The organism is Alicycliphilus denitrificans K601 (assembly GCF_000204645.1).
Lineage (GTDB): Bacteria > Pseudomonadota > Gammaproteobacteria > Burkholderiales > Burkholderiaceae_C > Alicycliphilus > Alicycliphilus denitrificans.
In genome coordinates this window covers 1,087,630-1,113,738 of record NC_015422.1, presented here as the reverse complement: position 1 = coordinate 1,113,738, position 26,109 = coordinate 1,087,630, and the positions used below count along the sequence as shown (strand labels likewise).

The 26,109-nt window shown below is 70.8% G+C and carries 24 protein-coding genes; 5 read left to right on the top strand and 19 right to left on the bottom strand.

Going from position 1 to position 26,109, the window contains the following annotated elements; translation table 11 throughout:
* Positions 1-76: 76 nt before the first annotated feature.
* The 5 genes from ALIDE2_RS05330 (at position 77) to ALIDE2_RS05310 (ending at position 4,591) form a co-directional block, all read left to right on the top strand.
* Complete coding sequence (locus tag ALIDE2_RS05330; RefSeq protein ID WP_013520169.1) at positions 77-1,045, top strand: Bug family tripartite tricarboxylate transporter substrate binding protein; 969 nt, start codon at positions 77-79, stop codon at positions 1,043-1,045.
* A complete protein-coding gene (locus ALIDE2_RS05325) occupies positions 1,042-2,322 on the top strand; it encodes a 3-isopropylmalate dehydratase large subunit (protein ID WP_013721565.1) in 1,281 nt (426 codons plus the stop codon). Before ALIDE2_RS05330 ends, ALIDE2_RS05325 begins: the two co-directional genes overlap by 4 nt.
* Entirely contained in the window at positions 2,319-2,888 is a 570-nt protein-coding gene (locus ALIDE2_RS05320) for a LeuD/DmdB family oxidoreductase small subunit (protein WP_013721564.1), read from the top strand. The genes ALIDE2_RS05325 and ALIDE2_RS05320 overlap by 4 nt, the downstream gene beginning before the upstream one ends.
* Positions 2,885-3,739: an isocitrate lyase/PEP mutase family protein gene (locus tag ALIDE2_RS05315; protein WP_013520172.1), complete on the top strand. Its 855-nt coding sequence runs from the start codon at positions 2,885-2,887 to the stop codon at positions 3,737-3,739. Before ALIDE2_RS05320 ends, ALIDE2_RS05315 begins: the two co-directional genes overlap by 4 nt.
* Before the next feature lie 93 nt (positions 3,740-3,832).
* A complete protein-coding gene (locus tag ALIDE2_RS05310; RefSeq protein WP_013520173.1) occupies positions 3,833-4,591 on the top strand; it encodes a GntR family transcriptional regulator in 759 nt (252 codons plus the stop codon).
* 49 nt (positions 4,592-4,640) lie between these two features.
* Here the strand turns inward: ALIDE2_RS05310 and ALIDE2_RS05305 are convergent, their stop codons facing one another.
* The 19 genes from ALIDE2_RS05305 to ALIDE2_RS05215 all read right to left on the bottom strand — a co-directional run bounded on the left by ALIDE2_RS05305 (position 4,641) and on the right by ALIDE2_RS05215 (position 26,097).
* Positions 4,641-5,039, bottom strand: a complete 399-nt coding sequence (locus ALIDE2_RS05305) for a group II truncated hemoglobin (RefSeq protein WP_041700672.1) — start codon at positions 5,037-5,039, stop codon at positions 4,641-4,643.
* Positions 5,040-5,077: 38 nt separating this feature from the next.
* Complete coding sequence (locus tag ALIDE2_RS05300; RefSeq protein WP_013520175.1) at positions 5,078-5,470, bottom strand: TraR/DksA family transcriptional regulator; 393 nt, start codon at positions 5,468-5,470, stop codon at positions 5,078-5,080.
* Between the two features lie 43 nt (positions 5,471-5,513).
* A complete protein-coding gene (locus ALIDE2_RS05295; protein ID WP_013520176.1) occupies positions 5,514-7,070 on the bottom strand; it encodes a bifunctional aminoglycoside phosphotransferase/ATP-binding protein in 1,557 nt (518 codons plus the stop codon).
* 53 nt (positions 7,071-7,123) lie between these two features.
* Positions 7,124-7,351: a hypothetical protein gene (locus ALIDE2_RS05290; protein ID WP_013520177.1), complete on the bottom strand. Its 228-nt coding sequence runs from the start codon at positions 7,349-7,351 to the stop codon at positions 7,124-7,126.
* 2 nt (positions 7,352-7,353) lie between these two features.
* Positions 7,354-9,885, bottom strand: coding sequence for an ABC transporter permease (locus ALIDE2_RS05285; protein ID WP_013721563.1), 2,532 nt, complete (start codon positions 9,883-9,885; stop codon positions 7,354-7,356).
* Positions 9,886-9,894: 9 nt separating this feature from the next.
* Complete coding sequence (locus ALIDE2_RS05280) at positions 9,895-10,761, bottom strand: formate dehydrogenase accessory sulfurtransferase FdhD (RefSeq protein WP_013520179.1); 867 nt, start codon at positions 10,759-10,761, stop codon at positions 9,895-9,897.
* Between the two features lie 79 nt (positions 10,762-10,840).
* On the bottom strand, positions 10,841-11,161 hold the full coding sequence (locus ALIDE2_RS05275; protein ID WP_013721562.1) for a hypothetical protein: 321 nt from the start codon (positions 11,159-11,161) through the stop codon (positions 10,841-10,843).
* Positions 11,158-12,354: a formate dehydrogenase subunit gamma gene (locus ALIDE2_RS05270; protein ID WP_013520181.1), complete on the bottom strand. Its 1,197-nt coding sequence runs from the start codon at positions 12,352-12,354 to the stop codon at positions 11,158-11,160. Before ALIDE2_RS05270 ends, ALIDE2_RS05275 begins: the two co-directional genes overlap by 4 nt.
* A 13-nt stretch (positions 12,355-12,367) precedes the next feature.
* A complete protein-coding gene (locus ALIDE2_RS05265; protein WP_013520182.1) occupies positions 12,368-12,601 on the bottom strand; it encodes a hypothetical protein in 234 nt (77 codons plus the stop codon).
* A complete protein-coding gene (gene fdh3B, locus ALIDE2_RS05260) occupies positions 12,598-13,218 on the bottom strand; it encodes a formate dehydrogenase FDH3 subunit beta (protein ID WP_013520183.1) in 621 nt (206 codons plus the stop codon). The genes ALIDE2_RS05265 and fdh3B overlap by 4 nt, the downstream gene beginning before the upstream one ends.
* Positions 13,219-13,245: 27 nt before the next feature.
* On the bottom strand, positions 13,246-16,218 hold the full coding sequence (locus tag ALIDE2_RS05255; RefSeq protein ID WP_013721561.1) for a formate dehydrogenase subunit alpha: 2,973 nt from the start codon (positions 16,216-16,218) through the stop codon (positions 13,246-13,248).
* Between the two features lie 21 nt (positions 16,219-16,239).
* Positions 16,240-16,452, bottom strand: a complete 213-nt coding sequence (locus tag ALIDE2_RS05250; protein WP_013520185.1) for a formate dehydrogenase — start codon at positions 16,450-16,452, stop codon at positions 16,240-16,242.
* Between the two features lie 135 nt (positions 16,453-16,587).
* The gene (locus ALIDE2_RS05245; protein WP_013721560.1) at positions 16,588-17,223 is read right to left on the bottom strand and encodes a TorD/DmsD family molecular chaperone; all 636 of its coding nucleotides are present in this window, start codon (positions 17,221-17,223) and stop codon (positions 16,588-16,590) included.
* Entirely contained in the window at positions 17,220-19,283 is a 2,064-nt protein-coding gene (locus ALIDE2_RS05240) for a 4Fe-4S dicluster domain-containing protein (protein WP_013721559.1), read from the bottom strand. Before ALIDE2_RS05240 ends, ALIDE2_RS05245 begins: the two co-directional genes overlap by 4 nt.
* Positions 19,243-19,851, bottom strand: coding sequence for a DUF3306 domain-containing protein (locus ALIDE2_RS05235; RefSeq protein WP_013721558.1), 609 nt, complete (start codon positions 19,849-19,851; stop codon positions 19,243-19,245). Before ALIDE2_RS05235 ends, ALIDE2_RS05240 begins: the two co-directional genes overlap by 41 nt.
* A complete protein-coding gene (locus ALIDE2_RS05230) occupies positions 19,844-20,407 on the bottom strand; it encodes a DUF3305 domain-containing protein (RefSeq protein WP_013721557.1) in 564 nt (187 codons plus the stop codon). Before ALIDE2_RS05230 ends, ALIDE2_RS05235 begins: the two co-directional genes overlap by 8 nt.
* A gap of 10 nt (positions 20,408-20,417) precedes the next feature.
* Positions 20,418-23,279 (bottom strand): formate dehydrogenase subunit alpha, encoded by a 2,862-nt coding sequence (fdhF, locus tag ALIDE2_RS05225; protein WP_013721556.1) that lies wholly within the window; start codon positions 23,277-23,279, stop codon positions 20,418-20,420.
* Positions 23,276-25,177 carry an NAD(P)H-dependent oxidoreductase subunit E gene (locus tag ALIDE2_RS05220; RefSeq protein WP_013721555.1) on the bottom strand — a complete coding sequence of 634 codons (1,902 nt, stop codon included), beginning with the start codon at positions 25,175-25,177 and terminating at the stop codon, positions 23,276-23,278. Before ALIDE2_RS05220 ends, fdhF begins: the two co-directional genes overlap by 4 nt.
* 113 nt (positions 25,178-25,290) lie before the next feature.
* A complete protein-coding gene (locus tag ALIDE2_RS05215) occupies positions 25,291-26,097 on the bottom strand; it encodes an HpcH/HpaI aldolase/citrate lyase family protein (protein ID WP_013520192.1) in 807 nt (268 codons plus the stop codon).
* Between the last annotated feature and the right edge of the window lie 12 nt (positions 26,098-26,109).

Sequence of the window (26,109 nt, the reverse complement as noted above, 5' to 3'; positions counted from 1 at the left end):
TGGTCCCATTGAACGGATGCGAGCGATTGCCGAGCATTGCGGCATGCGTTCAGCCATTCAATGGAAGGAGACAGGTATGTTCGGTAAAAAGGGTTGGCTTTGGGGTGGCGCGGCCATGGCGCTGGGTGCGTGGATGCTGCCTGCCGCCGCACAGGTCAACCGCCCGATCACCATCATCGTGGGAGCCACGCCCGGCGGCTCCACCGACACCCTGGCGCGCGTGATCGCCCAGAGCATGGGCACCACGCTCAAACGCACCGTGATCGTGGAGAACAAGCCTGGCGCCGGGGGCAACATTGCCGCGCAATACGTGGCCAAGAGTGCGCCGGATGGCTCTACGCTGCTGATGAGCTTCACCAGCCACACCATCAACGCCACGCTGTTCAAGAACCTGCCTTTCAACCCTGTGGCGGACTTCACGCCCATCACCATGGTCGCGCAGGTACCCAGCGTGCTGGTGGCGCGCAAGAATGCGCCGTTCGATGATGTGAAGGGCCTGATCGACTACGCCCGCAAGCACCCGAACAAGCTCACCTTCGCGATTGGGGGCCAGGGTTCCTCGCTGCATCTGGCCAGCGAGCAGTTCAAGTTCGCCACGCAGACCGACATCGTGAACATCCCCTACAAGGGGACGGGCCCCGCGCTCAGCGACCTGCTGGCATCCGACACCGTGGATCTGATGTTCGCCAGCACCATCAACGTGCTGCCGCACTACAAGCAAGGCACCCTCAAGTTCCTGGGCGTGAGCAGCCTGCAGCCGCTGCCGCAGTTCGCGGGCCTGCCGGCCATTGCCAGCGTGGTGCCTGGCTACCGATCCGAGGCATGGTTCGGCCTGTTTGGCCCCGCCAAGCTACCGCGCGAAGTGACGGACACGCTCTACGCCGCCGTGCGCCAGGCAATCGATGCGCCTGCGTACCGCCAGCGCATGGAAAGCGAAGCGGCCACCGTGCCCACCATGACGCCCGCCCAGTTTGCCGACTTCATCAAGAAGGACGTGCAGTTCTGGGGCGACATCGTCAAAAAGTCCGGGGCCACGGTGGAATGACGCCGCGCACCCTGGCCCAAAAGCTCGTCGGCCGTGCCTGCGGTGACCCGCAGGTGCAACCAGGCGACATCGTCACCTGCCGGGTGGACCTGGCCATGATGCACGACTCCGGAGGGCCGCGTCGCCTCAAGCCGCACCTGGACAGCCTGGGCGTGCGGGTGTGGGATCCGGAGCGCATCGTGGTGGTCACGGACCACTACGTCCCAGCCACCGACGAGGGCAGCGCCCAAATCGTGCGCATCGCCCGCGACTGGGTGCGCGAGCAAGGCATACGCCATTTCTACGACGAACAGGGAATCTGCCACGTGGTCACGCCCAGCCATGGCCATCTGCGGCCGGGCATGTTCGCCGTGGGCGGCGACAGCCATTCCTGCACAGGCGGCGCATTCGGTGCTTACATGTTCGGCATTGGAGCCACCGAGATGCTGGGCGTGGCGGTGAGCGGCGAAATCTGGCTGCGCGTGCCCCACACCATCGCCATGGAATGGACGGGCCGCCTCCCCTCCGGCGTGTGCGCCAAGGACATGATGCTGTACATGTGCACCCGCTTTGGCATGGACGGCGGACAGTACGAGGCCGTGGAGTTTTGCGGCGACGCCGTACGCGCCCTGTCGATGAACGAACGCATGACCCTGAGCAACATGGCCACCGAGCTGGGCGCGCAAGCGGGCCTCATCGCCCCCGATGCCACCACGGTGCAATGGCTACAGGCCGCCGGCGTTCCCGGCGATGCGCTGCACGACATGACGCAATGGTGCACCGATGAGGGCGCCCCCCTGCTGGCACGCCACCGCATGGAGGCAGGCAGCCTGGCACCGCAGGTGTCTGCGCCCGGCTCGCCCGCGCAGGCGCAGGACGCAACGGCCTTCGCGCACGAGCGGCTGGACATTGCCTACATCGGCGCCTGCACGGGCGCCAAGCTGGACGACCTGCGCATGGCGGCTCAGGTGTTCCGTGGCGGCCGCAAGGCGGCTGTGGGCGTACGCCTCATGGTGGCGCCAGCCAGCGCGCAAGACCAGCGCCAGGCCGCCGACGAAGGTGTACTGCAAACACTGGTGGACGCGGGCGCCGAGCTGCTGCCCAATGCCTGCGGCGCATGCGCGGGCTATGGCGCCAACACGTTCGCACCCGATACCACCGCCATCAGCACCACCGCGCGCAACTTCACGGGACGCATGGGCGCGGCCTCATCGCGCGTGTTTCTGGGCTCGCCCTACACCGTGGCGGCATCCGCCATCACGGGCTACATCACTGATCCACGGGAGCTGCTGGCATGAGCACCACCGCTGTACCCGCTGCCTGCATGCCTACCGATGCGCCCGGCCGCTGCTGGGTGTTTGGCGACGACATCAACACCGACTACCTCGCCCCTGGCAAGTACATGAAGTACGGCATCGACGTGATCGCCCAACACTGCCTGGAAGACGTGGAGCCATGCTTTGCGCGCGAGGTGCGCGCGGGCGATCTCATCATTGCGGGCCGCAACTTCGGTGCGGGCTCGTCGCGCGAGCAGGCCGTGGAAGTGCTGCGCCACCTGGGCGTGCGCTGCGTGGTCGCCCAGTCGTTCGCCGGGCTGTTCTACCGCAATGGCTTCAACCTGGGCCTGCCCCTGCTGCTGGGCCCAGCCGCCATGGAAGCGCCCGCCTGGGGCATTGCGCCGGGTGCACTGGCGTGCCTGGACCTGGAGCAGGCCCGGCTGCAACTGCCGGACACGCAGCAGGCACTGCAATGCCAGCCCATTCCCCCCCACCTGCTGGCGCTCGTCGCCGATGGCGGCCTCGTGCCGCATCTGCGCAAGCGCATCGCGCGCGAGCGCCTTCACTCCACTGCTTCGAACCCATGAACCTGCACCAACGCATACGCGAACCCGGCATCGTCCTCGCTGCGGGCGTGTACGACGCCCTCTCCGCCCTGCTGGTGGAACAGTCCGGGCTGCCCGCAGCCTACCTGTCGGGCGCAAGCGTGGCCTACACCCGCTTTGGCCGGTCCGACATCGGCCTGCTGAGCCTGGATGACGTGGCCAACGTCACCACCAACATCCGCGAGCGCGTCGATCTGCCCCTGATCGTCGATGCCGACACCGGCTTCGGCAATGCGCTGAACGTCATGCGCACCGTACGCCTGCTGGAGCGCGCGGGTGCATCGGCAATCCAGCTGGAAGACCAGACCAGTCCCAAGCGCTGCGGGCATCTGCAAGGCAAGTCCGTCATCAGCACGCGCGAGATGTGCGGCAAGATCCGCGCCGCAGTGGACGCGCGCCGCCACGCCCACACACTGGTCATCGCCCGCACCGACGCCGTGGCCGTGGAGGGCTTTGACGCCGCGCTGGAGCGCGCGGCCCGCTATGCCGAGGCCGGCGCCGACATGCTGTTCGTGGAGGCCGTGCGCAGCCGCGAACAGATGCAGCAGGTCAACCGCCAACTGGGGCCCCTGTGCCCACTGATGGCCAACATGGTCGAAGGCGGCATGACGCCCGTATCCAGCGCGCAGGACCTGGCCGAGATCGGCTACCGCCTGGTCATCTTCCCGGGCGGAACGGTGCGTGCGCTCACGCATGCGCTGCAGGGCTACCTGTCCAGCCTGCAAGCCCATGGCACCACACAGCCCTGGTGCGACCGCATGCTGGACTTCGACGGGCTGAACGCCGTGATCGGCACCCCGCAATTGCTGGCCCTGGGGCAGCGCTACGACTGACGCGGGCAGCGGCGCATCACCAGGGCCCCGAGCCACCACGCCCATAATCGCCTGGGCAGGCCACCCCACGGGCCTGCCCAGGAGATATTGCCGATGGCCCCCACGCCCGATTCCCCGCCGCTGTTCCAACAGGTGGCGCAGACCTTGCGCCAGCGCCTGCGCGACGGCACCTATCCGGTGGGTATTCCGCTGCCGGGCGAGCGCGAGCTGACGCGCGAATTCGGCGTAGCGCGCACCACCATCCGCTCCGCGCTGGCGCGGTTGCAGGAGGAAGGCAGCATCACGCGCCTGCGCGGCCAGGGCACGCTGCCAGTCGCGCAGCCCAGCACGGACGAACACTCCAAGATCCGCAACGGCCTCCTGGAAAACATCCTGCGCTTTGGGCAGCGTACGCGCACGGCGCTGGTGTCGGCGCAGTTCGTACAGGCCACCAGCACCGTTGCGCAGGCGCTGCAGGTGGCCTCCGGCACCCGCGTCATGCGCGTGGTGCGCGTGCGCAAGTCGCACCGCAGGCCGCTGCTGTGCACCGAGGTCTACCTGCCCGCCGCCATCGCCGAGGGCATCCACCCGCAGATGCTGGAAGACATGCCGCTGCTGGAAGCCATCGAGCGCACGGGCCACGCCTTCGCGCAGGGCGAGCAAGAACTGATCGCCGTGAACGCCTCACCCGAAGTGGCGCAATTGCTGGAGATCGCCACAGGCGCGCCGCTGCTGCGCGTGAACCGCGTGGTGGCAGACGCACAGGGCGTCCCGATCCAGTACCTCATCGGCCACTACGCCCCCGACCACTACCAATACCGCATGCGGCTGTCGCGCACGGGCGGCACCACCACCGTGTGGATCACGGACTGACGCGATGGCGCAGGCTCACGAAAAACAGGTTTGATGCATGGCATGCGCGTCAGCGATTGCGCATCCAGTCGGCCGTATTCATGAAGCTCTGGTTGAGCCGCGCGCGCAGATCCTCGGGCACGCCCGTCTCGCCCATGGCCTGGTCCATGCACGTGACCCACTGGTCGCGCTCCAGGATGCCGATGGCGAACGGCATGTGCCGCGCGCGCAGGCGCGGGTGGCCAAAGCGGTCCTGGTAGTGGTCCGGCCCGCCAAGCCAGCCGCAGAGGAACCAGAACAGCTTGTCGCGCGCGTCGTCCAGCGTGCTGCCGTGGGTGGCGCGCAGCTCGGCGTAGCCGGGCTCCAGGTCCATGAGGTCGTAGAAGCGGTCCACCAGCTGGCGGATGCGGGGCTCGCCGCCCATCCATTCGAAGGGCGTGGCGGGTGGTGCGGAATCGGGTGCGGGCATGGGCGCGATTGTAGGAAGCGGGCCCGCGCCGGCCCACATCAGTGCTGGCCGCGCGCCTCGGCCTTCGACTGGCAGGCGATGCAGCGCGCCGCCGCGGGCTGGGCCAGCAGGCGGGCCACGCCCACGCCCTGGCCGCAATCAGTGCATTCGCCATAGCTGCCGTCGGCCAGGCGCGCGAGCGCGGCGCGCACGGCCACCAGTTCGGCGTGGTCCCGCGCCGCCTCGGCGTCGCGCACCATGCTGCTGGCCATGCTATTGGCCTGGTCGCGCGGGCTGCCGGGTGGCTCGGCCTCGGCGCTGCCTGCGGTGCGGGCCACGGCCAGCGTATCGCGCTGGACTTCGCCGAGCTCGGCCAGCAGTTCGGCCTTGCGCTGCTCCAGCAGGGCGCGCAGTTGCTCGCGTTGGGGATCGGTGAGGGCTGTGGTGTTCATAGGCCCAGCATGCCACCGGCGGCGGCATTCGTGTTGACAAACATCAAGCTTGAACGGCCAGCCAGCGGCGGTACAGCGCGGGCGCGTCCCAGTCCTGGTCGGTGGCCAGGTCCAGCGTGTGCGCCTGCTCCTCGGGCGCCAGGGGCTCGGCCTGGTCCTGCTGGCGCGCGAGCACGGCCAGGTCGGCCTCGGAGGGATCGGTGCCGGCCGCGCGGCGCTGGCGCAGGCGCTCACGCAGCTGCCCGAGCGCTGCGTGGCAGTGCAGGATGGCGAAGGGCAGGCCCAGCTCGCGCGCCAGCGCGTGGAACGCGTAGCGCTCGCCGCGGCGCAGGAAGGCCGCGTCCACGATCACCGGGTAGCCGGCCTGCAGCACGGCGCGCGCCTGCTGCGCCAGGTGGCCGAAGGTGCGCGCGGAGGCCTCGCGCGTGTAGATGTCCAGGCCCTGCGCGGCGGAGTCGGCCAGCGGCGCCAGGCCGTGCAGGCGCTTGCGCTCCACATCCGAGCGCAGGCGCACGGCGCCCTGCTGCAGCAGCGCCGCGGCCACGGTGGACTTGCCCGAGCCCGACAGGCCGTGCGTGATGAGCAGGCGCGGGGAAAGGAGGGGCGCGGCCAGCCGCTCGGCGCAGGCCAGATAGTCGGGCCCGAGCGCGACGGCCGCGCCCTGGGCGGCGCGCAGCCGCGCGGCCATGGCGCGCACCAGGGCGCGGTAGACCTCGTAGGGGCGCAGCACGGCCAGGCCGGCGTAGTCGCCGGATACGGCCAGATAGGCGTCGAGGAAGCGCCAGGCCAGGTCGCCGCGGCCATGGGCGTGCAGGTCCATGGTGAGAAAGCCCGTGTCGGCCAGCGTGTCGATCCAGCGCAGCGCGGGGCTGAACTCCAGGCAGTCGAAGGCCGTGATCGCGCCATCAATCCGCACCACGTTGCCCAGGTGCAGGTCGCCATGGCATTCGCGCACGTGGCCCGCGGCGCGGCGCGCGGCCCAGTGCCCGGCCAGCGCGGGCTGGCGCGCGTCGAACCAGCCGCGCAGTGCCGCCAGGCCCGCCCGCCCGGGGCCGTCGAGCAGCGGGGCCAGCGTGTCCAGCACGTCGGCGATGGCCTTGGCCACCCGGGCGGCCGTGCCCCAGTTGCTGTCCGTGGGCGCGCCGGGCGCCTGGGCATGGAAGCGCGCCAGGCGCTCGGCGAAGGCGTCGAGCTCTGCGGGCGCCAGGGCGCCGGCGCGCACCAGCGCGTCGAGCTCGCTGCCCGCGGGAAAGCGGCGCATGCGCAGCACCCAGTCGATGGCGGCATCTGCCTCCTGCGCCGTGCCCAGGCGCGGGTGGCGGGCGCTGCCGAGCACGGGCAGCATGTCCAGGTACAGCGCGGGTGCCAGGCGCTGGTTCAGGCGCAGTTCCTCGGCGCAGAAGTGGCGCCGCGCGGCCAGCGTGCGGAAGTCGGCGAACGGCAGGTGCAGCGGCTTCTTGAGCTTGTAGGCGTGCGCGGGCGTCAGCAGCAGGTGCGACAGATGCGTCTCCAGGTGCTGCACCGGCCCGCCCTCGGCCGCGCGCAGGGCTTCGCACAGCGCCGTGGCGAGGGTGGTGCCATCGTCTTTTTCAATAGCCAAATCGGGCTCCAAGGCAATACCAGAAAGCGGTAGCAGCTATCAAAATCAACTAATCAATTGGGGCGGCGGCGCAGCGACCCGTCCCAGGCCGGATTGGGCCGACCCTGGCCGGCATACTGCTGGTTGCGCGAGTTGGAGCGCCACACGCCCCCACCCACGCCGACGATGGGCTCGGTGCGGTACCAGTACCAGCGCCCGTCCTCGTCCTGCGCCAGCCAGTCCCAGCCCTCGGGCGCCTGCGACCAGTCGGGTTCCCAGTCTGCCGTGTCATCCGTCTGCATGCTCACTCCTGCGCCGCGCTGCGCAGCGTCTGCACCACCGGGCGGCGCAGCACCTCGCGCAGCCCCCACCAGCCCGCGGCCAGCGCCAGCAATGCGCCAGCCGCAGCCCCGGCCAGGGGCACCCAGGGCTGGGCCGTCCAACTGAAGTCGAACACGTAGCGCGCGAGCGTCCAGCCCACGGCCACAGCCACGCAGCTGGCCAGGAAGCCCGCGAGCAACCCCACGCCGGCGAGCTCGGCGCGCTGTACCTGGCGCAGCAGGCTGGCACGCGCGCCCACGGCGCGCATGATGGCGAACTCGCGCGCGCGCTCCTCGCGCGTGGCAGTGACGGCGGCGAACAGCACCACCAGGCCCGCGGCCAGCGTGAAGACGAAGAGGAACTCCACCGCGCCTATCACCTGCGCCAGCACGACCTGCACCTGGGCCAGCGTGGCGCTCATGTCCACGTTGGTGACGTTGGGGAAGGCGTGCACCAGAGCATTGTCGAAGCCCGGCCGCTCGGGCGCGCGGTAGGCGGCCAGGTAGGTCAGCGGCACATCGGGCATGTGCGCCACGGGGTACATGACGAAGAAGTTGGCGCGCATGGAGCCCCAGTCCACGCGGCGCAGGCTGGTGATGCGCGCCTCGCTCGCGGCGCCGCCGATGTCGAAGCGCAGGCGGTCGCCGAGCTTCAGGCCCAGGGTCTGGGCGATGCCCTCCTCCACGCTCACGGCGTCCTCTTCGCCCGGCGTCCAGCGGCCGGCGACGATGAGGTTGTGCCCGGGCGCCTCGCGCGCGTTGGAGAGGTTGAACTCGCGGTCCACCAGGCCCTTGGCGCGGTCGTCGGGGTAGTCGTCCAGGTTCACCGCGCGGCCGTTGATGGCCACCAGCCGGCCGCGGAACATGGGGTACCAGTCGTACTGCGCCACGCCGTCCTGCCGCAGCATCTGGCGGAAGGCGTCGGCCTGGTCCGGCATGATGTTGATCACGAAGCGGTTGGGCGCATGGGCCGGCGTGGCGCGCTGCCAGCTGGCGATGAGGTCGGTGCGCAGCAGCACCAGCAGCACCAGTGCCAGCAGGCCCACGGCCAGGCTGGCCACCTGCACCACGGCATAGGCCGGGCGCGCGGCGATCTGGCGCGTGGCCAGCACCAGCCAGCGCGGCGCCATGGTCTCGCTGACGGCCTTGCGCAGCAGCCGCACGGCCACCCAGGCCAGCGCCGCGAACAGCAGCACGGCGGCGGCGAAGCCACCCACGGCGATCGAACCCAGCTTCCAGTCGCGGCTGACCACCAGCAGCAGGGCCGCGAAGCCCGCCAGCCCCAGGCCCAGCGCGGCCAGCGAGGTGGGCCGCACGCTGCCCAGATCGCGCCGCATGACGCGCAGCGGCGGCACCTGGGCCAGCTGCAGCACGGGCGGCAGGCCGAAGGCGCACATCAGCGTGAGGCCCACGCCCACGCCCAGCGCCACGGGCCAGAGGCTGGCCGCTGGCAGGGCCGATTCCACGAGCCCCGCCAGCAGCAGCACGAACACGTGGTGCACGGCAAAGCCCAGCAGCACGCCCACGGCGCTGGCGCACAGGCCCACGAGCAGGAACTCCAGCACGTAGGCGCCGGCGATGGTGTGCTGGCTCTGGCCCAGCACGCGCAGGAGCGCGGCGGCGTCCAGGTGGTCGTTGGCGAAGCCGCGCGCGGCCAGGGCCACGGCAACGGCCGACAACAGCGCGGCCAGCAGCGCCACGAGGTTGAGGAATTTCTGCGCGCGGTCCAGCGTCTGGCGCATCTCGGGGCGGCCACTGTCGAGCGACTCCACGCGCACGCCGCGCATGCCGGGGCCGGCGACGGCCTCGGTGGCCCAGGCGGTGAAGCGCTTGACGGCGTCGGGCCGGCCCGCCACGGCGAAGCGGTAGGTGATGCGGCTGGCCGGCTGCACCAGGCCCGTGGCGGGCAGGTCCTGCGCGTTGATCATCACGCGCGGCGCGAAGCTCATGAAGCCGGCGCCGCGGTCGGGCTCCAGCGTGATGATGCGCGTGACGCGCAGCTGCGTATCGCCCAGCAGCAGGGGATCGCCCAGGCCGAGCGACAGCGCATTGAGCAGCGGCGCGTCCACCCAGGCCTCGCCGGGTGCGGGGATGTCCTGCGTGGGCGCGCCGGGGCGCTGCGCATCGTCGCTCACCTGCAGGCGGCCGCGCAGCGGGTAGCCCGGCTCCACGCTCTTGAGCGCCACGAGGCGGCTCGCGCCGCCCTGGGACTCCTGCGCGCGCGCCATGGTGGGAAAGCCCAGCGTGGTCACGCTGGCCAGGCCCAGCGCGCGCGCCTGCTTCACCACCGGCGCCGGCGTGGGGTTGTCGCTGGCCAGCACCGCGTCGCCGCCCAGCAGCTGCAGCGCGTCGCGTTCGAGGCCGCCGCGCAGTCGGTCGGCAAAGAAGCCCACCGATGTGAGCGCGGCCACGGCCAGCGTGACGGCCACCATGAGCAGGCGCAGCTCGCCCGCGCGCAGGTCACGCCACAGCGTGCGCCAGCCCAGGCCGATGAAGGAGGAGGAAGGACTTGCCATGGCCGGGGATCATGCCAGCTCCGGTTGCAGCACCAGGCGCTCGGCGCCGCTGTAGCACAGGAAGCGCCGGTTCGTCGCCCGGCCTATGGCGCACAGCCCGAGCCGGCTGGCCACCGCATGCCCCATCTGCGTCATGCCGCTGCGCGAGACCACGATGGGCACGCCCATCTGGGCCGACTTGATGACCATCTCGCTGGTCAGGCGCCCCGTGGTGTAGAACACCTTGTCGCCACCCTGCATGGCCGAAGCGTCCGGCTGCATCCACATCCAGCCGGCGATGGTGTCGATGGCGTTGTGCCGCCCCACGTCCTCCACGAAGACCAGCATGCGCTGCCCCTGGAACAGCGCGCAGCCGTGCACCGAGCCCGCGGACTTATAGGTGGACTCCTGCAGCCGGATCGCGTTGACGATGCCGTACAGGTCGGCCTGCGTGAGCCGCGCGGGCGCGAGCCGGATGCCGGCCATCTCGTCCATCAGCCCGCCGAACACGCTGCCCTGGCCGCAGCCGGTGGTGACCACCTTGCGCGCCGTGCGCTCCTCGATGCGGGCGATGCCACGCCGCGTGACCACGGCGGCGGCATTGACCTCCCAGTCCACGGTGACGGATTCAATCTCGTCGGCCGAGTCCACCAGCCGCTGGTTGCGCAGATAGCCCAGCACCAGCAGCTCGGGGTGTGCGCCCAGCGTCATCAGCGTGACCAGCTCACGCCGGTCCACGTACACGGTGAGCGGGCGTTCGGCGGGGATGTGCAGTTCCTCGCGCTCGCCCCGCTCGTTCACCGCCTGCACCGCATGCGTGAGCGGCGCCGCCGCCCGCGTGAGCCGCGGCAGCCGGGGGGCGGTGGACGGGGTCTGGCGTTCGGGCGTTCGCGTCATGGGTGCAGCGTACATGCAAACGCCCCGGCACGGCGGGGCGCGAAGGAACTCCCGCATGGCGCGGGCATGCGGCCGGCAGTCAGGACTTCGGGGCGGAGGCGGGAGCCTCCGGCGGAGGCGTGTAGCTGAAAGGGCCGGGATCGGCGCAGGCGGGCATGGCGGCGGCGGGCCTGACATCCTGGGCCGTGCGGCGGTACTGCGCCACCACCCGGTCCTGCGCCAGACACAGCTTGTAGGCGTCCACCTTGCCCGCCCACGCGGCCTTGGCCGCGGCCTCAGCCGCCTTGGCCTGCGCCTGCGGCGTGAGCGGCGGCAGCTTGGCGGCGGCCACGCAGGCCAGCGCCCCCAGGGCCAGGCCCGCGGCGCAGCGCCGGGCCAGAGACGACGAAACGGAGATCATGGCGTTCCTCCCAGGGCAGACTTGGCGGGCGCGGCGGCCTCGGCACGTGCCGGGCCGCTGCGCTGTGCAGGGATCTTGCCGCTGCGCACGTCATCGGCCCACAGCTCGTGGTGCTCGCGCGCCCAGGCCTCGCTCACGTAGCCGGTCTTCATGGCCTTGAAGGCGCCGCGCATGCCGATGGTGCCCATGTAGATGTGGCCCAGCAGCAGCGCCATCATCCAGACCGCCAGGGTGGCGTGCACCATGTGCGCGATCTGCATCTCCGCGCGCACCAGGCCCCAGCCGGGGATCAGCCTGTCGAGCACCAGGCCCGAGAGCACGACGAACACGCCGGGTATGGTGATGCCCCACCAGAACATGCCCTTCTCGCCCGCGTTGAAGCGGTGCGACGGCACCTCCTTGTTGCTGAACATGCCGCCGGCCTTGGACAGCCAGACGAAGTCCGCGCGGCTGGCGATGTTGTCCTTGACGAAGGTGAGGACGATCACCGTGAGCGACACGGCGAACAGCGGGCCCATGAAGTTATGCACGTTCTTCAAACCGAAGGCCAGCCAGCCGAACAGCTGCTGGCCCAGGACGGGCTGCAGGAAGAACTTGCCGAACGCCATGACGATGCCCGTGAGGGCCAGCGTGACGAAAGCCGTGGCATTGCACCAGTGCGCCGCGCGCTCGAACGGCGTGAAGCGCTCTATCCTGCGCCCGCTGCCATCGGCCGGCTCGCGCCCCAGGGCTCCCCTGGACAGGTAGAAGATGGCCAGCGCCAGCACCGTGATGCCCAGGAGCGCCGCGCCGTAGGGAATGATCCAGTTGTTGCGCACCTCGCGCCAGGCCTGGCCGGCCGTGGTGTAGCGCGAGCCGGGATATTGCGCGAACGGCTGGATCAGGTTGCCCGCCTCGGGCGCCTGGGACCGGGGCAGGCTGCTGTAGCCCGTGGTGCCTTCGCGCACCTGGCGCCACACGGGCGCGTTGTTGCCCGGCTGGACCTTGGCGCGCTCGGCGTTGGTCTGGGCGGCATAGCCCGGCTCCTCGCTGGCGTCGGGCTTCACGTCGAAGATGTTCTGGCCCTTGACGCCCGCGACCGGCGCCAGCCCAGTGGATGCGGCAGCCGGCGCCGCGCCGCTGGCGGGCTCCGCCGGCGCCTGAGCCCACGCGCCGCCGCAAGCGACGAGCAGCGCACACAAGAGGTGTTTCATGGCGGACCTCGCATCAACGAACGCGGTTGTACTCGTTCTGGCCGTGCTGCATGCGTGCCTTGAGCTCCTGCTGCCAGCTGCTCGCATCGCCGGCCTTCCAGCCCGGGGCCATGAACTGGCTGCCCGTGCCCTGGTAGAGCGGCGCGCCGTGCTGCACGCCGGCGCCGGTCTGCGGCTTCTCGCCGCAGGCCGCCAGAACCGCCATGGCGCCGACGGCGCCCAGGATATGCCATGCGCGCTTCATCATGACTTCGCTCCCGCCGGCGGCTGGCCGGCCTGCCTGGAACCATAGGCCGTGCCCCAGCCCCAGACCTCGGCGCCCTTACCGCGCTGGACCACGCGGGTGCGGAAGATGTCCGCCACCACGTCGCCATCGCCGGCCAGCAGGGCCTTGGTGGAGCACATCTCGGCGCATGCCGGCAGCTTGCCTTCCGCCAGGCGGTTGCGGCCGTATTTCTCGAACTCGGCCTGGCTGCCATGCTCCTCGGGGCCGCCCGCGCAGAAGGTGCACTTGTCCATCTTGCCCCGCACGCCGAAGGTGCCCTGCGCGGGGAACTGCGGTGCACCGAACGGGCAGGCATAGCTGCAGTAGCCGCAGCCTATGCACACGTCCTTGTCGTGCAGGACGATGCCCTCTTCGGTGCGGTAAAAGCAGTTGACGGGGCACACGGCCATGCAGGGTGCGTCGCTGCAGTGCATGCACGCCACCGAGATGGACTTCTCGCCGGGCACGCCGTCGTTGAGCGTGACCACGCGGCGGCGGTTCACGCCCCAGGGCACCTCGTGCTCGTTCTTGCACGCCGTCACGCAGCCATTGCATTCGATGCAGCGCTCCGCGTCGCAGATGAATTTCATACGTGCCATCGCCGTCTCCTTATGCCTTGTGCCGCCTTACGCGCGTTCCACGTTGCAGATCGTGGTCTTGGTTTCCTGCATCATGGTCACGCTGTCGTAGCCATAGGTGGTGCCGGTGTTGACCGCCTCGCCGCGCACCACCGGGTGCGCGCCCTTGGGGTAGTAGGCCAGCATGTCCTGGCCTTGCCAGCGCCCGGAGAAGTGGAACGGCATCCAGCAGGTGTCGGGTCCCACGCGCTCGGTCACCAGGGCCTGCACGTTCAGGCGAGCGCCCGTGGGCGTGCTGAGCCAGACCCGGTCGCCATTGCGTATGCCCCGGCTGGCCGCGGCCTTGGGGTTGATCTCGACGAAGGCCTCCTGCTGCAACTCCGCCAGCCAGGGGTTGGAGCGCGTCTCCTCGCCACCGCCCTCGTACTCAACCAGGCGGCCGGACGAGAGGATGAGAGGGAACTTCTCGTACAGCCTGTCGGCGACGTTCTTCTCCTGCAGGCTCTTGTAGAGCGTGGGCATGCGCCAGAAGGCGTTCTTGTCGTCGTGCGTGGGGTACTTGGCCGCCAGGTCGGGGCGCGTGCCGTAGATGGGCTCGCGGTGCAGCGGAATCGCGTCGGGGAAGTTCCACACCACGGCGCGCGCCTTGGCGTTGCCGAACGGATAACAGCCATGCACCTTCATGACCACGCGGATGATGCCGCCCGAAGGGTCGGTCTTCCAGTTCTTGCCGTCGGCCGCCTTCTTCTCGGCCTCGGTGAGGTCGTCCCACCAGCCCAGCTTCTTGAGCAGCACGTGGTCGAACTCGGGGTAGCCGGTGGTGATGTCCGCGCCCAGCGAATGCGAGCCATCCTCGGCCAGCAGGTTGACGCCGTCCCGCTCCACGCCGAAGTTGGCCCGGAAGTTGCCCCCGCCGTCCATGACGTGCCGGGTGGTCTGGTACAGGTTGGGCGTGCCCGGGTGCTTGAGCTCCGGCGTACCCCAGCAAGGCCAGGGGAGGCCGAAGTAGTCGCCCTTCATGTCGTAGCCGGACTCCTTGTCGACCACCGAGGCCGTGCACTTGAGCGTCTTCACATCGAAGGCGCTCATGTGGCGCATGTGGGCCTTCAGGCGCTCCGGGCTCTGGCCGGTGTAGCCGATGGTCCAGCAGCAGCGGTTTACCTCGCGCAGGATGTCCTCGGGCACGGGCTCGTCCATGCCTTTGACCTTCTGCATCTGGTAGTTCTTGACCAGCTCCTTGCCGAAGCCCAGCTTCTGCGCGAGCTGGTACATGATCATGTGGTCGCTGCGGCTCTCCCACAGCGGCTCGATGACCTTCTCGCGCCACTGCAGCGAGCGGTTGGAGGCCGTAGCCGAACCGCTGGTCTCGAACTGGGTGCAGGCCGGCAGCAGGTACACGGCGCGGTTGGGGTTCAGGTCCTCGGGCTTGCCGGGCATGGCGGCCATGGCCGCCGTGGCCGACGGATAGGGATCGACCACCACCAGCAGGTCGAGCTTGTCCATGGCCCGCTTCATCTCGAGGCCGCGCGTCTGTGAGTTCGGCGCGTGGCCCCAGAAGAACACGCCGCGCAGGTTGGAATCCTGGTCGATGAGTTCGTTCTTCTCCAGCACGCCGTCGATCCAGCGCGACACCGTGATGCCGTTCTTGGCCATCATCGCCGGCGAGGCATAGCGGCTCTTGATCCAGTCCAGGTCCACGCCCCAGGCATTGGCGAAATGCTTCCACGAGCCCTCGGCCAGGCCGTAGTAGCCGGGCAGCGAGTCCGGGTTGGGGCCGATGTCGGTGGCGCCCTGCACGTTGTCGTGGCCGCGGAAGATGTTGGCGCCGCCGCCCGGCACGCCCACGTTGCCCAGCGCCAGCTGCACGATGCACGAGGCTCGCACCATGGCGTTGCCGATGGAGTGCTGGGTCTGGCCCATGCACCACACCAGCGTGGAGGGCCGGTTCTTGGCCATCATCTCGGCGGCCTGGGCCAGCACGGCCTCGGGCACGCCGCTGGCCTCCTCGACCTTGTCGGGCGTCCACTTGGCCATCACTTCCTCGCGGATCTTGTCCATGCCGTAGACGCGGTCGTTGATGTACTTCTTGTCTTCCCAGCCGTTCTTGAAGATGTGATAAAGCAGGCCGAACAGCACCGGAATGTCCGTGCCGGAGCGGAAGCGCACGTACAGGTCGGCCTTGGCCGCCGTGCGCGTGAAGCGCGGGTCGGCCACGATCATCTTGCAGCCGTTTTCCTTGGCGTGCAGCATGTGCAGCATGCTCACCGGGTGCGCCTCGGCGGCGTTGGAGCCGATGTAGAACGCGCACTTGCTGTTCTGCATGTCGTTGTACGAATTGGTCATCGCGCCATAGCCCCAGGTGTTGGCCACGCCGGCGACCGTGGTGCTGTGGCAGATGCGCGCCTGGTGGTCGCAGTTGTTGGAGCCCCAGAAGCTCACGAACTTGCGCATCAGGTAGGACTGCTCGTTGCTGTGCTTGGACGAGCCCACGAAGTACACGCTGTCGGGGCCGCTGGCCTTGCGCAGCTCCTGCATCCTGGCCGCGATCTCATCGAGCGCCTGGTCCCAGCTGATGCGCTCGTACTTGCCCCCCACCAGCTTCATGGGATAGCGCAGGCGGTATTCACCATGGCCGTGCTCGCGCAGGGATGCCCCCTTGGCGCAATGCGCGCCCATGTTGATGGGCGAGTCGAACACCGGCTCCTGGCGCACCCAGACGCCGTTCTCCACCACCGCATCCACGGCGCAGCCGACGGAGCAGTGGGTGCACACGGTGCGGCGCACCTCGACCTTGGTCGTGCCCAGCCCCGGCCTGGCGCCCTCGGCGGCCTGGGTCTTGCGCACCAGCGTGAGCTGCGAAGCGGCGATGCCCACGCCCACACCCAAGCCGGAGCGGCGCAGGAAGGCGCGGCGATCCATGGTGGGCAGGGCCTGCGACAGTCCGCGGCGCAGGCTATGCACGAAGGGGGAAGATGTCTGCACGCCTTGCGGCGCATGGGAAGATTTCTTGGTCAGCAACATGGCAGGCCCCGCTGGTCCGCATCAGATGCGGGTGGTGTCGTAGTAGCGGCGGACATGGTCCGACTCGTGGTAGCCGCCGCCGCGCTCGGGCGTCGCGCGCGGCGCCCGGGCGGCCGCCGGCAGCTCCTGCGCCGCCATGCGGGGCAGAGTGGCCACGGCCGCCGCTGCGGCGCCGACGGTGGCGGCACCTGCGAAGAAGCGGCGGCGCGACGGTGGGGACTGGTTGTTTTGCATGGTTGTCTCCAGTAAGACACGGGCAAGAGATGCAAAATTCCGCGCAGCGTATGCATCCGTTTTCATACAGTCTATGGCATTGGCAGCGCGACGGCAACGCCGCCAACCCCCATGGCCCCCGCCGACGGCGCAGCCCTACTCCAGCATGTCGAAGCCCTGCGCCTCCACCTCCATGAAGGCGCGGGTGAACCGCGCCAGCGCCGCGTAGAAGCGCGCGCGCGGCTGGGCCTGCAGCGCATCGCACAGCTGCTGCACCCAGGGCTGCAGGTGCCCGGCGAAAAAGGTGCGCTGCGACTGGAGGTGGCACACGCCGCCATCGTCGCCCGCGATCAGGTAGCGCATCACCTCGCACAGGCAGGCGATGTGGTCCTCGGTGTCGGGCATGTCCTCGGGCGCGGCCAGTCCCAGGCCCTGCAGGTCGGCGCGCAGGCGCGCCAGGGGCTTTTCGTTCAGGAAGCCGCTCAGGTAATGCGAGCCGTACAGGTAGACCTCGGGCTTGCCCACGCCGCCGAAGAGCGCGTCGTATTCGTCGGCCACCGCGCCGTCCACCATCTCGCGCGCCACGGCCACGAGCTGCTGCCAGGGCTCCTGCAGGAAGGCGCCGCTGGCGGGCGCTTCGGTCACCGCCACGCGCAGCGCCGCCAGCAGGCCGGGCTCGGGCGGCGCGTAGTACAGCTGCGCCAGCAGGCCGTAGAGCTCGGCGCGCGCGGTTTCCTCGTCGAGCGCCGTGGTCGTGGGCGGGGCGGTGAGATGGGCCGTGGTGGAGCTCACAGGTCGGTCACTTTCACTTCGTTCTGAGCGGAGTACAGGTCGATCACGCGGCAGTCGCCGCACATCTTGAGGCGCTCCAGCGCCTCGCCCTGGAACATGGGGTGGCCGGCCAGCCGGCCCAGCATGGCCTCCACGGCCTGCAGCGTGCCGAACGGCCTGCCGCAGCGTATGCAGCCGTAGGGCCGGGTCTCGTGCAGCAGGCGCGGCTGGCCGCGCTCGGGCGTGAGCAGCAGGCGCGGCTGCAGCGCGATGGCGCCCTCGGGGCAGGTGCGTTCGCACAGACCGCACTGCACGCAGTTGCGCTCGATGAAGCGCAACTGCGGCGCCTGCGGGTTGTCCTGCAGCGCGCTGGCCGGGCAGGCGCTCACGCAGCTCATGCACAGGGTGCAGCGGTCCTTGTCCACCACCACCGTGCCCCAGGGCGACGGCCCCCCGGGCAATGCGATCGCCTCGGGCAAGGCGGCCGCGGGCGCATGGGCCAGCAGATGGTCCAGCGCCAGTTCCAGCGTGGCGCGCTTGTCGTTCGTGGGCGCGAAGCGCGCGGCCTGCACTGGCACGGCGCCACGCTGGCCGTCTAGGGCGCGCAAGCCGGCGTCGAGGTCCGTGGCCGAGCGCGCATGCACGCAATGCAGGTGTGTGCCCGCATAGCCCAGGTCCCGCAGCAGCGCCTGCGCCACCTCCATCTGCGCCCGCAGGGCCTCGGCGTACTGGGGCGCCTCCTCGCCGGTCAGCAGCAGTACGATCTGCGCCGCCCCCTGGGCGATGGCGGAGAGCCACAGGTCCAGGCCCGTGCTGGCCGTATGCCACAGGGCCACGGGCATCATGTGCGCCGGCACGCCATGGGCCACGCCCAGTTGGGCCGCGCGCCCGAGTTCGTGCACCAGTTGCCGGCCCTTTTCCTGGTCGTGCAGCAGCAGGCCGGGCTGGCGGCCGCCGGCCTGCTGATAGGTGGCCAGCAGGGTGCGGATGCGCGCGCCCATGTCCTGTGCGCTCGGGTAGGCATAGCCCATGGCCCCCGTGGGGCAGACCGTGGTGCAGGCGCCGCAGCCCACGCACAGGTGGGGGTTGACCACCACCTGCTGGCGCGCCGGATCGCTCGCGATGGCCTCGGCCGAGCAGATGTCCACGCAGGCGCTGCAGCCCACCTCGCGGTTGCGGCTGTGGGCGCAGAGTTTCTGGTTGTAGTTGAAGAACTTGGGCTTGTCGAATTCGCCCACCAGCTCGCGCAGGCGCAGCAGCGCCTGAAGGTTTTGCCCGTCCCAGCGCAGGTAGCCCTGCGGCGGCGCATGCTGCAGGAAAGTGGGACTGGCCCCGGCCGGGCGCAGGTCCAGCACCAGGTCGAAGCTCTGCGATTGCGGTTCGGCCTCGCGGTCGAAGCGGATGGCGCCGGCCACGGCGCAGGCCTTCACGCAGTCGCGGTGGCCGGTGCAGGCCGCCATGTCGATCTGGTAGTCGAGCCCGATGGCGCCTTCGGGGCATGCCGCCACGCAGGCATTGCAGCGCGTGCACAGGTCCAGGTCGATGGGGTTGTCGGCCAGCCATTGCAGCTCGAACCGGCCCAGCCAGCCCGTGAGCGCGACGATGCGCCCGCCCAGCACGGGATGGCGCCGCTCCTGCCCGCCGCCCGCCTCGCCGGGCCCTTGCGTGAACAGCGTCACGTCCAGTACATCGTCCAGCAGCGCGGCCGCGCGCTCGGCCGCGTCCAGCGCGCCGATGATCAGGAGGCGCCCGCCGCTTTCGAAGGCGACGGCGGGCACGGGCTCTGGTTCGGGCAGGTGCGCCGCCGCCAGCAGCGCCGCGATCTTGGGGCCGGCCTGGCTCGCATCGCGGCTCCAGCCGCCGGTCTCCCGGATGTTGACGAAGCGCAGGGGCGAGGTGGCGCCCTGCGTCCGCCCGGCCAGTTCGGTGAACAGGCGTTCTTCCTGCGTGCAGGCGACGAGTACCGCCTGGCCGCTGCACACGGCCTGCTGGAAGGCGCCGGCCTCGCGCCGGCAGAGGGTGGAGTGGAGCGTCAGCTCCTCATGCAGCGCCGTCCCCAGGGCCTTGGGGTCTAGGGGCATGGTCCGGTTGCAGTCGCATATCAGGGTCTTGGGCATCGGCGGCTTGGCTGACAGGCCCGGCGCCATGCGCGCCTTGCGGCGGCGCGGCAGCCAGGACCTGCTGGCTAGGAATGGCTTTGCATACCCCCGACTGTGCCACAGCGTCCGCGGCGCCGGTATGCCCCCGAGGGTCTTCCTCTACCAGCCCCAGGACCTTGGCGCTGGCGAGCTGGCGCAGCGCCGCCAGGGGCAGGGGGTCGGGCCGTGTGTAGTCCTCGACGTAGACGTCCAGCCCGTCCATCACGTTGAAGCGCGGGTCGCCGAACAGCTTCTTCATGGCCGCGTTGCGCACCTCGGGCGCCACGCCGCGCGCCACGAAGGCCGAGAAGTCGGACTCGTGGGTGAGCGCCTGCACGTCCTGCAGCGTGGGCGCTGGAACCGGTGCGACGGGTTCGGGTGCTGGCGCGGCCTCGGCAGGGGGCGGCACGTCGTCTCCGCCGGCGGCTTCGGCGGGCGGCGCGCCCGCGGGCTCGCCCGCGCGCGCCTGCTGCTTGCGCCGCGACCAGCGATCCAGAAAGCCTTCAGCCATGGCCGCACTCTCCCTGAGCGCCGCCTCCGCGCGATTTGCCGGTGGAGACCGAGGCCGGGTTGCCGAAGCGGTCCGTCAGCGAGCGAAAGCTCTGGGGCCGGCGCCGGCGCCTGGGCTCGGGCTGGTAATGCGCCTCCACGAAGGCCTGCAGCCATTGCCGCACGGCGGCGGAGACGGGCAGCTGGTCCACGTTCTCCTGCGCATCCAGCCAGCGGCCCGCGTCGTGGTAGCTCAGGCTCACGTCCACGGGGCGCGCCAGCTGCTCGCCGTCGGGCCCGGGTTCGTCGTCCATACGCCAGTGCACGAACCAGCAGGGCTGGGGCGCGCTCAGGTTCAGGTAGTAGCCCTCGGCGTCGTCGCGGAACAGCTCCACGTCGAACGCGGGGAACAGCCAGCGCTGCTCGGCCTCGTCCTGGTGCAGCAGGCGCGGCGCGCTGCCGAACGGCTCCTCGTGCGGCACCACCTCGGCCGGGGACCAGCGCCAGGGCTGCCAGCGGTTGTTCAACAGCTCGCGGCGCATGACCACGGCGACGGAGATGCGGGGACGAGGCGACATGCCCGCCACTTTACGCCGTGGCCGGCGCGCCCGCGTCAATGCCCCGCACGGCGACGGCGCAATACTTGAACTCGGGGATCTTGCCGAACGGGTCCAGCGCCGCGTTGGTCAGCAGGTTGGCCGCCGCCTCCACGTAGGCAAAGGGCATGAACACCGCGCCGCGCGGCGTGCCGTCGTCGCGGCGCACCCGCACCCGCACGGCGCCGCGGCGCGAGCGGACGCTGGCCCAGTCGCCCGGCGCCAGCCCCAGGCGCGCGAGCTCGTCGCCGTGCAGCGAGGCCGTGGCGTGCGGCTCGATGGCGTCGAGCACGGCCGAGCGCCGCGTCATGCTGCCCGTGTGCCAGTGTTCGAGCTGCCGGCCCGTGATGAGCACCAGCGGGTAGTCGGCGTCGGGCCGCTCGTCGGCCGGGATGATGTCGGCCGGCACCAGCGTGACGCGGCCCGTGGGCGTGGGAAAGCGCTCGCCGAACACGATGGGCTGGCCTGGGTCGTCGGCCGACAGGCAGGGGTAGGTGACGCTGGATTCGCGCGCGAGCCGCTCCCAGCCGATGCCGGCGATGGCGCCGGCCATGGCCTGGCGCATTTCCTCGTAGACGGCGGCCACTCCCGATTCTTCGCCCTCGTAGGCCCAGTCCAGGCCCATGCGCCGCGCGATCTGCTGAATGATCCACAGGTCGGGCCGCGCGTCGCCCGGCGGCGCGAGCGCGCGCCGGCCCAGCTGCACCATGCGGTCGGTGTTGCTCACGCTGCCGGTCTTCTCGGGCCAGGCGCTGGCGGGCAGCACCACGTCGGCCAGCCAGGCGGTCTCGGTCAGGAAGATGTCCTGCACCACGAGGTGCGAGAGGCTGGCGAGCGCCTGGCGCGCGTGGTTCAGGTCGGGGTCGCTCATGGCCGGGTTCTCGCCCATGATGTACATGCCGCGCACCTTGTGCGGGTCGTCGTCGCCGACCAGGGCCTTGTGCATGATCTCGACCACGGTGTAGCCGGGCCGGTCGTCGAGCGGCATGCCCCAGAACCGCTCGAACCACGCATGCGCCTCGGCGTTGTCCACGCGCTGGTAGTTGGGGAACATCATGGGGATCAGGCCCGCGTCGCTCGCGCCCTGTACGTTGTTCTGGCCGCGCAGCGGGTGCAGGCCCGTGCCGGGCTTGCCGATCTGGCCCGTGATGGCCGACAGCGCGATCAGGCAGCGCGCGTTGTCGGTGCCGTGCACATGCTGGCTCACGCCCATGCCCCACAGGATCATCGCGCCCCTGGCCCGGGCGAACGCGCGCGCCACCTCGCGCAGCGTGGCGGCCGGCACGCCGCAGACCGGCTCCATGGCCTCGGGGCTGTAGGCGCGCACGTTCTCGCGCAGGGCCTCGTAGTTGAGGGCGCGCTCGCGGATGAAGTCCTGGTCGGCCAGCCCCTCCTCGATCACGGTGTGGATCAGCGCGTTGAGCATGGCCACGTCGGTGTCGGGCCGGAACTGCAGCACGCGCCAGGCGTGGCGGCCGATGTCGGTCACGCGCGGGTCGGCCAGCACGATTTTGGCGCCGCGCTTCGCGGCGTTCTTCATCCAGGTGGCGGCCACCGGGTGATTGGCCGTGGGGTTGGAGCCGATCACGAGGATGAGCTCGGCATGCTCCACGTCGCGCACCGGGTTGCTCACCGCGCCCGAGCCCACGCCTTCGAGCAGCGCGGCCACGCTGGACGCATGGCACAGGCGCGTGCAGTGGTCCACGTTGTTGCTGCCGAAACCCGTGCGCACGAGCTTCTGGAACAGGTAGGCCTCCTCGTTGCTGCCCTTGGCCGAGCCGAAGCCGGCCAGCGCCTTGGGGCCATGGCCGTCGCGCAGGCGGCGCAGCCCGTCCGCGGCGAGCTGCAGGGCCTCGTCCCAGCTGGCCTCGCGGAAGACCTCGCGCCAGTCGTCGGGCCGCGCCTGGCCCTGCCAGTCCTTGGCGGCGCCGGGCCTGCGCACCAGCGGCACCGTGAGGCGCTGAGGGTGGTGCGCGTAGTCGAACCCGAAGCGCCCCTTCACGCACAGGCGGCCGCGGTTGGCCGGGCCGTCGCGGCCCTCCACGCTGATGATCTTTTCGCCGCGCACGTTGTAGGTGACCAGGCAGCCCACGCCGCAGAACGGACACACCGAGTCCACCTTGCGGTCCACTTTCTGCGAGCCGACGTGGGTCTTGGGGCTCAGGGCGCCCGTGGGGCATGCCTGCACGCATTCGCCGCAGCCCACGCAGGTGCTCTCGCCCATGGGGTCATCCAGGTCGAAGGCGATCTTCGCGTCCGCGCCGCGCAGCGCGTAGCCAATCACGTCGTTGACCTGCACCTCGCGGCAGGCGCGCACGCAGCGCGTGCACTGGATGCAGGCGTCGAGCTGCACGGCCATGGCCGGGTGGCTCGGGTCGGGCGCGGGCTGCGCGCGGCGCAGCGCGGCCAGCGCCGGGCGCACGGCCACGCCCAGCGCATGGCCCCAAGCACTCAGCTCGCCATGCTGGCCCACGGATTCTGAACCAAATTGGCCTGTAGCGCCCGCCTGGAAAGTGCTTTCAGCTACGTTTTCAGAAGCATCGTTCCACTTGTAGCCGCTGTCCGGCATGTCGGACAGCAGCAGCTCCAGCACCATCTGCTGGCTCTTTCGCGCGCGCGGGCTCCGGGCCTGCACCTGCATGCCGGGCGTGGGCGCGCGGCAGCAGCTGGGCGCCAGCGTGCGCTCGCCCGCGATCTCGACCACGCAGGCGCGGCAGTTGCCGTCGGGGCGCAGGCCGTCGGTGTGGCACAGGTGCGGTATCTGCACGCCGTGACGCCTGGCGGCCTGCCAGATGGTCTCGCCCGGCTCGGCCTGCACGGGCCGGCCGTCGAGCTCGAAGGGTATGGCGCTCATGGCGTGGCCTCCCCGGGGGTGGCGGGCGGAATGCGCTCGGTGCGCACCCCGCCGCGCGGCGGCGGCAGGTCGCCGGGCCAGGGGCCCTCGCCCACCTCGTGCGCGAAGTACTTGTGCATGCAGCGTATGGGGTTGGGCGCGGCCTGGCCCAGGCCGCAGATGGAGGCGTCGGCCATCACCAGCGCCAGGTCGTCGAGCGTGTCGCCGTCCCAGACGGGCGCCTGCATGAGCCGCGCGGCCTTGTCCGTGCCCACGCGGCAGGGCGTGCACTGGCCACAGCTCTCGTGCGCGAAGAAGCGCATCACGTTCAGCGCCGCATCGCGCGCGCGGTCGTTCCGGCCCAGAACGATGACGGCCGCCGAGCCGATGAAGCAGCCGTACGGCTGCAGCGTGTCGAAGTCGAGCGGCACGTCGGCCAGGCGGGCCGGCAGGATGCCGCCCGAGGCGCCGCCGGGCAGGTAGGCGTAGAGCTCGTGCCCTTCGGCCATGCCGCCGCAGTACTCGTCTACCAGCTCGCGCAGCGTGATGCCCGCGGGCGCGAGCTTGACGCCGGGCTCCTTCACGCGCCCGCTCACGCTGAACGACCGCAGGCCCCGGCGCCCATGGCGGCCAAAGCCCGCGAACCACTGCGGGCCGTGCTGCACGATGTCGCGCACCCAGTACAGGGTCTCGAAGTTGTGCTCCAGCGTGGGCCGGCCGAACAGGCCCACCTGGGCGATGTAGGGCGGGCGCATGCGCGGCTCGCCGCGCCTGCCCTCGATGCTTTCTATCATCGCGGACTCCTCGCCGCAGATGTACGCGCCCGCGCCGCGGCGCAGCACGATGGCGGGCAGCGCGCAGGGCGGGTCGGCCCGCAGCTCGGCCAGGGCCTGCTGCAGGATGGCGCGGCAGCCGTGGTATTCGTCGCGCAGGTAGACGTAGCAGGCCTCGGTGCCTACCACCAGCGCGGCGACGAGCAGGCCTTCGAGGAAGCGGTGCGGGTCGCGCTCCAGGTAGGTGCGGTCCTTGAAGGTACCGGGCTCGCCCTCGTCAATGTTCACCGCCATGAGCCGCGGTGCTGGCTGCTCGCGCACGATGCGCCACTTGCGCCCCGCCGGAAAGCCCGCACCTCCCAGGCCGCGCAGGCCCGAGTCCTCCATGGCCGCGAGCACGGCATCGCGCGGCACGCGGCCCTGCGCCACGTCGGCGGCCAGCCGGTAGCCGCCCCGCGCGCGGTAGGCGGCCAGCCCCACCCATGCGGGCGCCACGCCCTCGCCGCCACGGGTGATGGCGGACTCCGGCACCGCATCGAAAACCATAGCTGCCGGCGATTGCGGGTGAAGGGCCGGAGCCCTTTCCGGCATCAAATCCACCTGCGCCAGCACGCGCTCTGCCGTAGCGTGCGGCACGGGGCACTGGTGCACCACGGCCACGGGCGCCTGCTCGCAGCGGCCCACGCAGGGCACGGCCTGCACGCGCACGTCGCCATGGCCCAGGGCGCGCAGGCGCCCGGGCAAGCGGGCCAGCAGTTCGCCGGCGCCGGCCAGCTGGCAGGACAGGCTGTCGCACACGCGCAGCACCAGGCGCGCGGGCTGCTCGCCATCGCGCAGGATCTCGAAGTGGTGGTAGAAGCTCGCGACCTCGTAGACCTCGGCCATGGGCAGATTCATGAGGCGCGCCAGCGCCACCAGGTGGCGCTCGTGCAGCGCACCGTGGCGGTCGTTGATGAGGTGCAGGTGCTCGATGAGCAGGTCGCGCGCATGGCCCTCGGGCGGGCGCGGGCCGATCAGGGCCTGCACATCGGCCAGGGCCTGCGGCTCGGGCTGGCGGCCCTTGAGGTGGGCCTTGCGGCGGATGCGCTCGCGCAGGTCGTCCGCCGTGGCCACGGGCACGGCGGCGGGGTCGTTTCGGGATGTCATGAAAGCCGGATCGATCGTGGGGGACAACAGGCGCAGGCAGTGTGCGCGCCACCCCGGCCGGCGTCAATGCGCGCCGTCCCACCCCGCAGGAATGCGGCGCGCGGGCTGCCGCTTCAGCCCGCCGCGGCCTCTTGCAGGATGGCCTGCGCCAGTTGCGCCACGGGCTTGTCCACCAGCTTGCCGTCCACGGCGATCGCACCCAGCGGCCCGGCGGCCAGTGCGTCCACCACGCGGCGCGCCCAGGCGACTTCCGCCTCGGTGGGGGCAAACGCAGCATGCACCACCGGCACCTGGCGCGGGTGGATGCACAGCTTGCCGCCAAAACCCCAGAGCAGGGAACGGCGGGCGTCCGCCTCCAGCTGCGTGGCATCGTCGATGGCCAGCGACACGCCATCCACGGGCGGCAGCAGCCCCGCATGGCGCGACACCAGCACGAGCTGGCTGCGCACGGTATCGAGCTGCGGCCCGTCGCCCCGGATGCCGGAGTCGGACATGAAGTCGAACGAGCCGAACGCCAGCCGGCGCACGCGCGGCACGCGCGCGAGGGCGGGTGCCTCGAACCAGCCCGCCACCGTTTCCACGAGGGGAATGCAATCCTGCCCCTCGCCCAGCTGCGCGGCCACGCGCGCCACGTCCGCCGCGGACTCGGCCTTGGGCAGCATGACCCCGCGCACCGCGGGCGATGCGAGCACCGAGCAGTCCTCCTCGTGCCACGGCGTGCCAAGGGGGTTGATGCGCACGTAGACGCGCGCCTGCGCGGCCCGCAGCCAAGTGGCCACGGCGCTGCGCGCCTCGGTTTTGCGCTGCGGCGCCACCGCGTCTTCCAGATCCAGGATCACGGCATGGGCCTGGACAGACAGGGCCTTGTCGAACCGTTCGGGACGGTCGCCGGGGACGAACAGGAAACTGCGGTCGATCATGCGAAGAAACTC

What these genes read in the sequence shown, in the direction of transcription:
- ALIDE2_RS05330 (WP_013520169.1), top strand. Translation starts at nt 77, where the DNA reads ATGTTCGGTAAAAAGGGTTGGCTTTGGGGTGGCGCGGCCATGGCGCTG.
- ALIDE2_RS05325 (WP_013721565.1), top strand. Translation starts at nt 1,042, where the DNA reads ATGACGCCGCGCACCCTGGCCCAAAAGCTCGTCGGCCGTGCCTGCGGT.
- ALIDE2_RS05320 (WP_013721564.1), top strand. Translation starts at nt 2,319, where the DNA reads ATGAGCACCACCGCTGTACCCGCTGCCTGCATGCCTACCGATGCGCCC.
- ALIDE2_RS05315 (WP_013520172.1), top strand. Translation starts at nt 2,885, where the DNA reads ATGAACCTGCACCAACGCATACGCGAACCCGGCATCGTCCTCGCTGCG.
- ALIDE2_RS05310 (WP_013520173.1), top strand. Translation starts at nt 3,833, where the DNA reads ATGGCCCCCACGCCCGATTCCCCGCCGCTGTTCCAACAGGTGGCGCAG.
- ALIDE2_RS05305 (WP_041700672.1), bottom strand. Translation starts at nt 5,039, where the DNA reads ATGCCCGCACCCGATTCCGCACCACCCGCCACGCCCTTCGAATGGATG.
- ALIDE2_RS05300 (WP_013520175.1), bottom strand. Translation starts at nt 5,470, where the DNA reads ATGAACACCACAGCCCTCACCGATCCCCAACGCGAGCAACTGCGCGCC.
- ALIDE2_RS05290 (WP_013520177.1), bottom strand. Translation starts at nt 7,351, where the DNA reads ATGCAGACGGATGACACGGCAGACTGGGAACCCGACTGGTCGCAGGCG.
- ALIDE2_RS05285 (WP_013721563.1), bottom strand. Translation starts at nt 9,885, where the DNA reads ATGGCAAGTCCTTCCTCCTCCTTCATCGGCCTGGGCTGGCGCACGCTG.
- ALIDE2_RS05280 (WP_013520179.1), bottom strand. Translation starts at nt 10,761, where the DNA reads ATGACGCGAACGCCCGAACGCCAGACCCCGTCCACCGCCCCCCGGCTG.
- ALIDE2_RS05275 (WP_013721562.1), bottom strand. Translation starts at nt 11,161, where the DNA reads ATGATCTCCGTTTCGTCGTCTCTGGCCCGGCGCTGCGCCGCGGGCCTG.
- ALIDE2_RS05270 (WP_013520181.1), bottom strand. Translation starts at nt 12,354, where the DNA reads ATGAAACACCTCTTGTGTGCGCTGCTCGTCGCTTGCGGCGGCGCGTGG.
- ALIDE2_RS05265 (WP_013520182.1), bottom strand. Translation starts at nt 12,601, where the DNA reads ATGATGAAGCGCGCATGGCATATCCTGGGCGCCGTCGGCGCCATGGCG.
- fdh3B (WP_013520183.1), bottom strand. Translation starts at nt 13,218, where the DNA reads ATGGCACGTATGAAATTCATCTGCGACGCGGAGCGCTGCATCGAATGC.
- ALIDE2_RS05255 (WP_013721561.1), bottom strand. Translation starts at nt 16,218, where the DNA reads ATGTTGCTGACCAAGAAATCTTCCCATGCGCCGCAAGGCGTGCAGACA.
- ALIDE2_RS05250 (WP_013520185.1), bottom strand. Translation starts at nt 16,452, where the DNA reads ATGCAAAACAACCAGTCCCCACCGTCGCGCCGCCGCTTCTTCGCAGGT.
- ALIDE2_RS05240 (WP_013721559.1), bottom strand. Translation starts at nt 19,283, where the DNA reads ATGCCCCTAGACCCCAAGGCCCTGGGGACGGCGCTGCATGAGGAGCTG.
- ALIDE2_RS05235 (WP_013721558.1), bottom strand. Translation starts at nt 19,851, where the DNA reads ATGGCTGAAGGCTTTCTGGATCGCTGGTCGCGGCGCAAGCAGCAGGCG.
- ALIDE2_RS05230 (WP_013721557.1), bottom strand. Translation starts at nt 20,407, where the DNA reads ATGTCGCCTCGTCCCCGCATCTCCGTCGCCGTGGTCATGCGCCGCGAG.
- fdhF (WP_013721556.1), bottom strand. Translation starts at nt 23,279, where the DNA reads ATGAGCGCCATACCCTTCGAGCTCGACGGCCGGCCCGTGCAGGCCGAG.
- ALIDE2_RS05220 (WP_013721555.1), bottom strand. Translation starts at nt 25,177, where the DNA reads ATGACATCCCGAAACGACCCCGCCGCCGTGCCCGTGGCCACGGCGGAC.
- ALIDE2_RS05215 (WP_013520192.1), bottom strand. Translation starts at nt 26,097, where the DNA reads ATGATCGACCGCAGTTTCCTGTTCGTCCCCGGCGACCGTCCCGAACGG.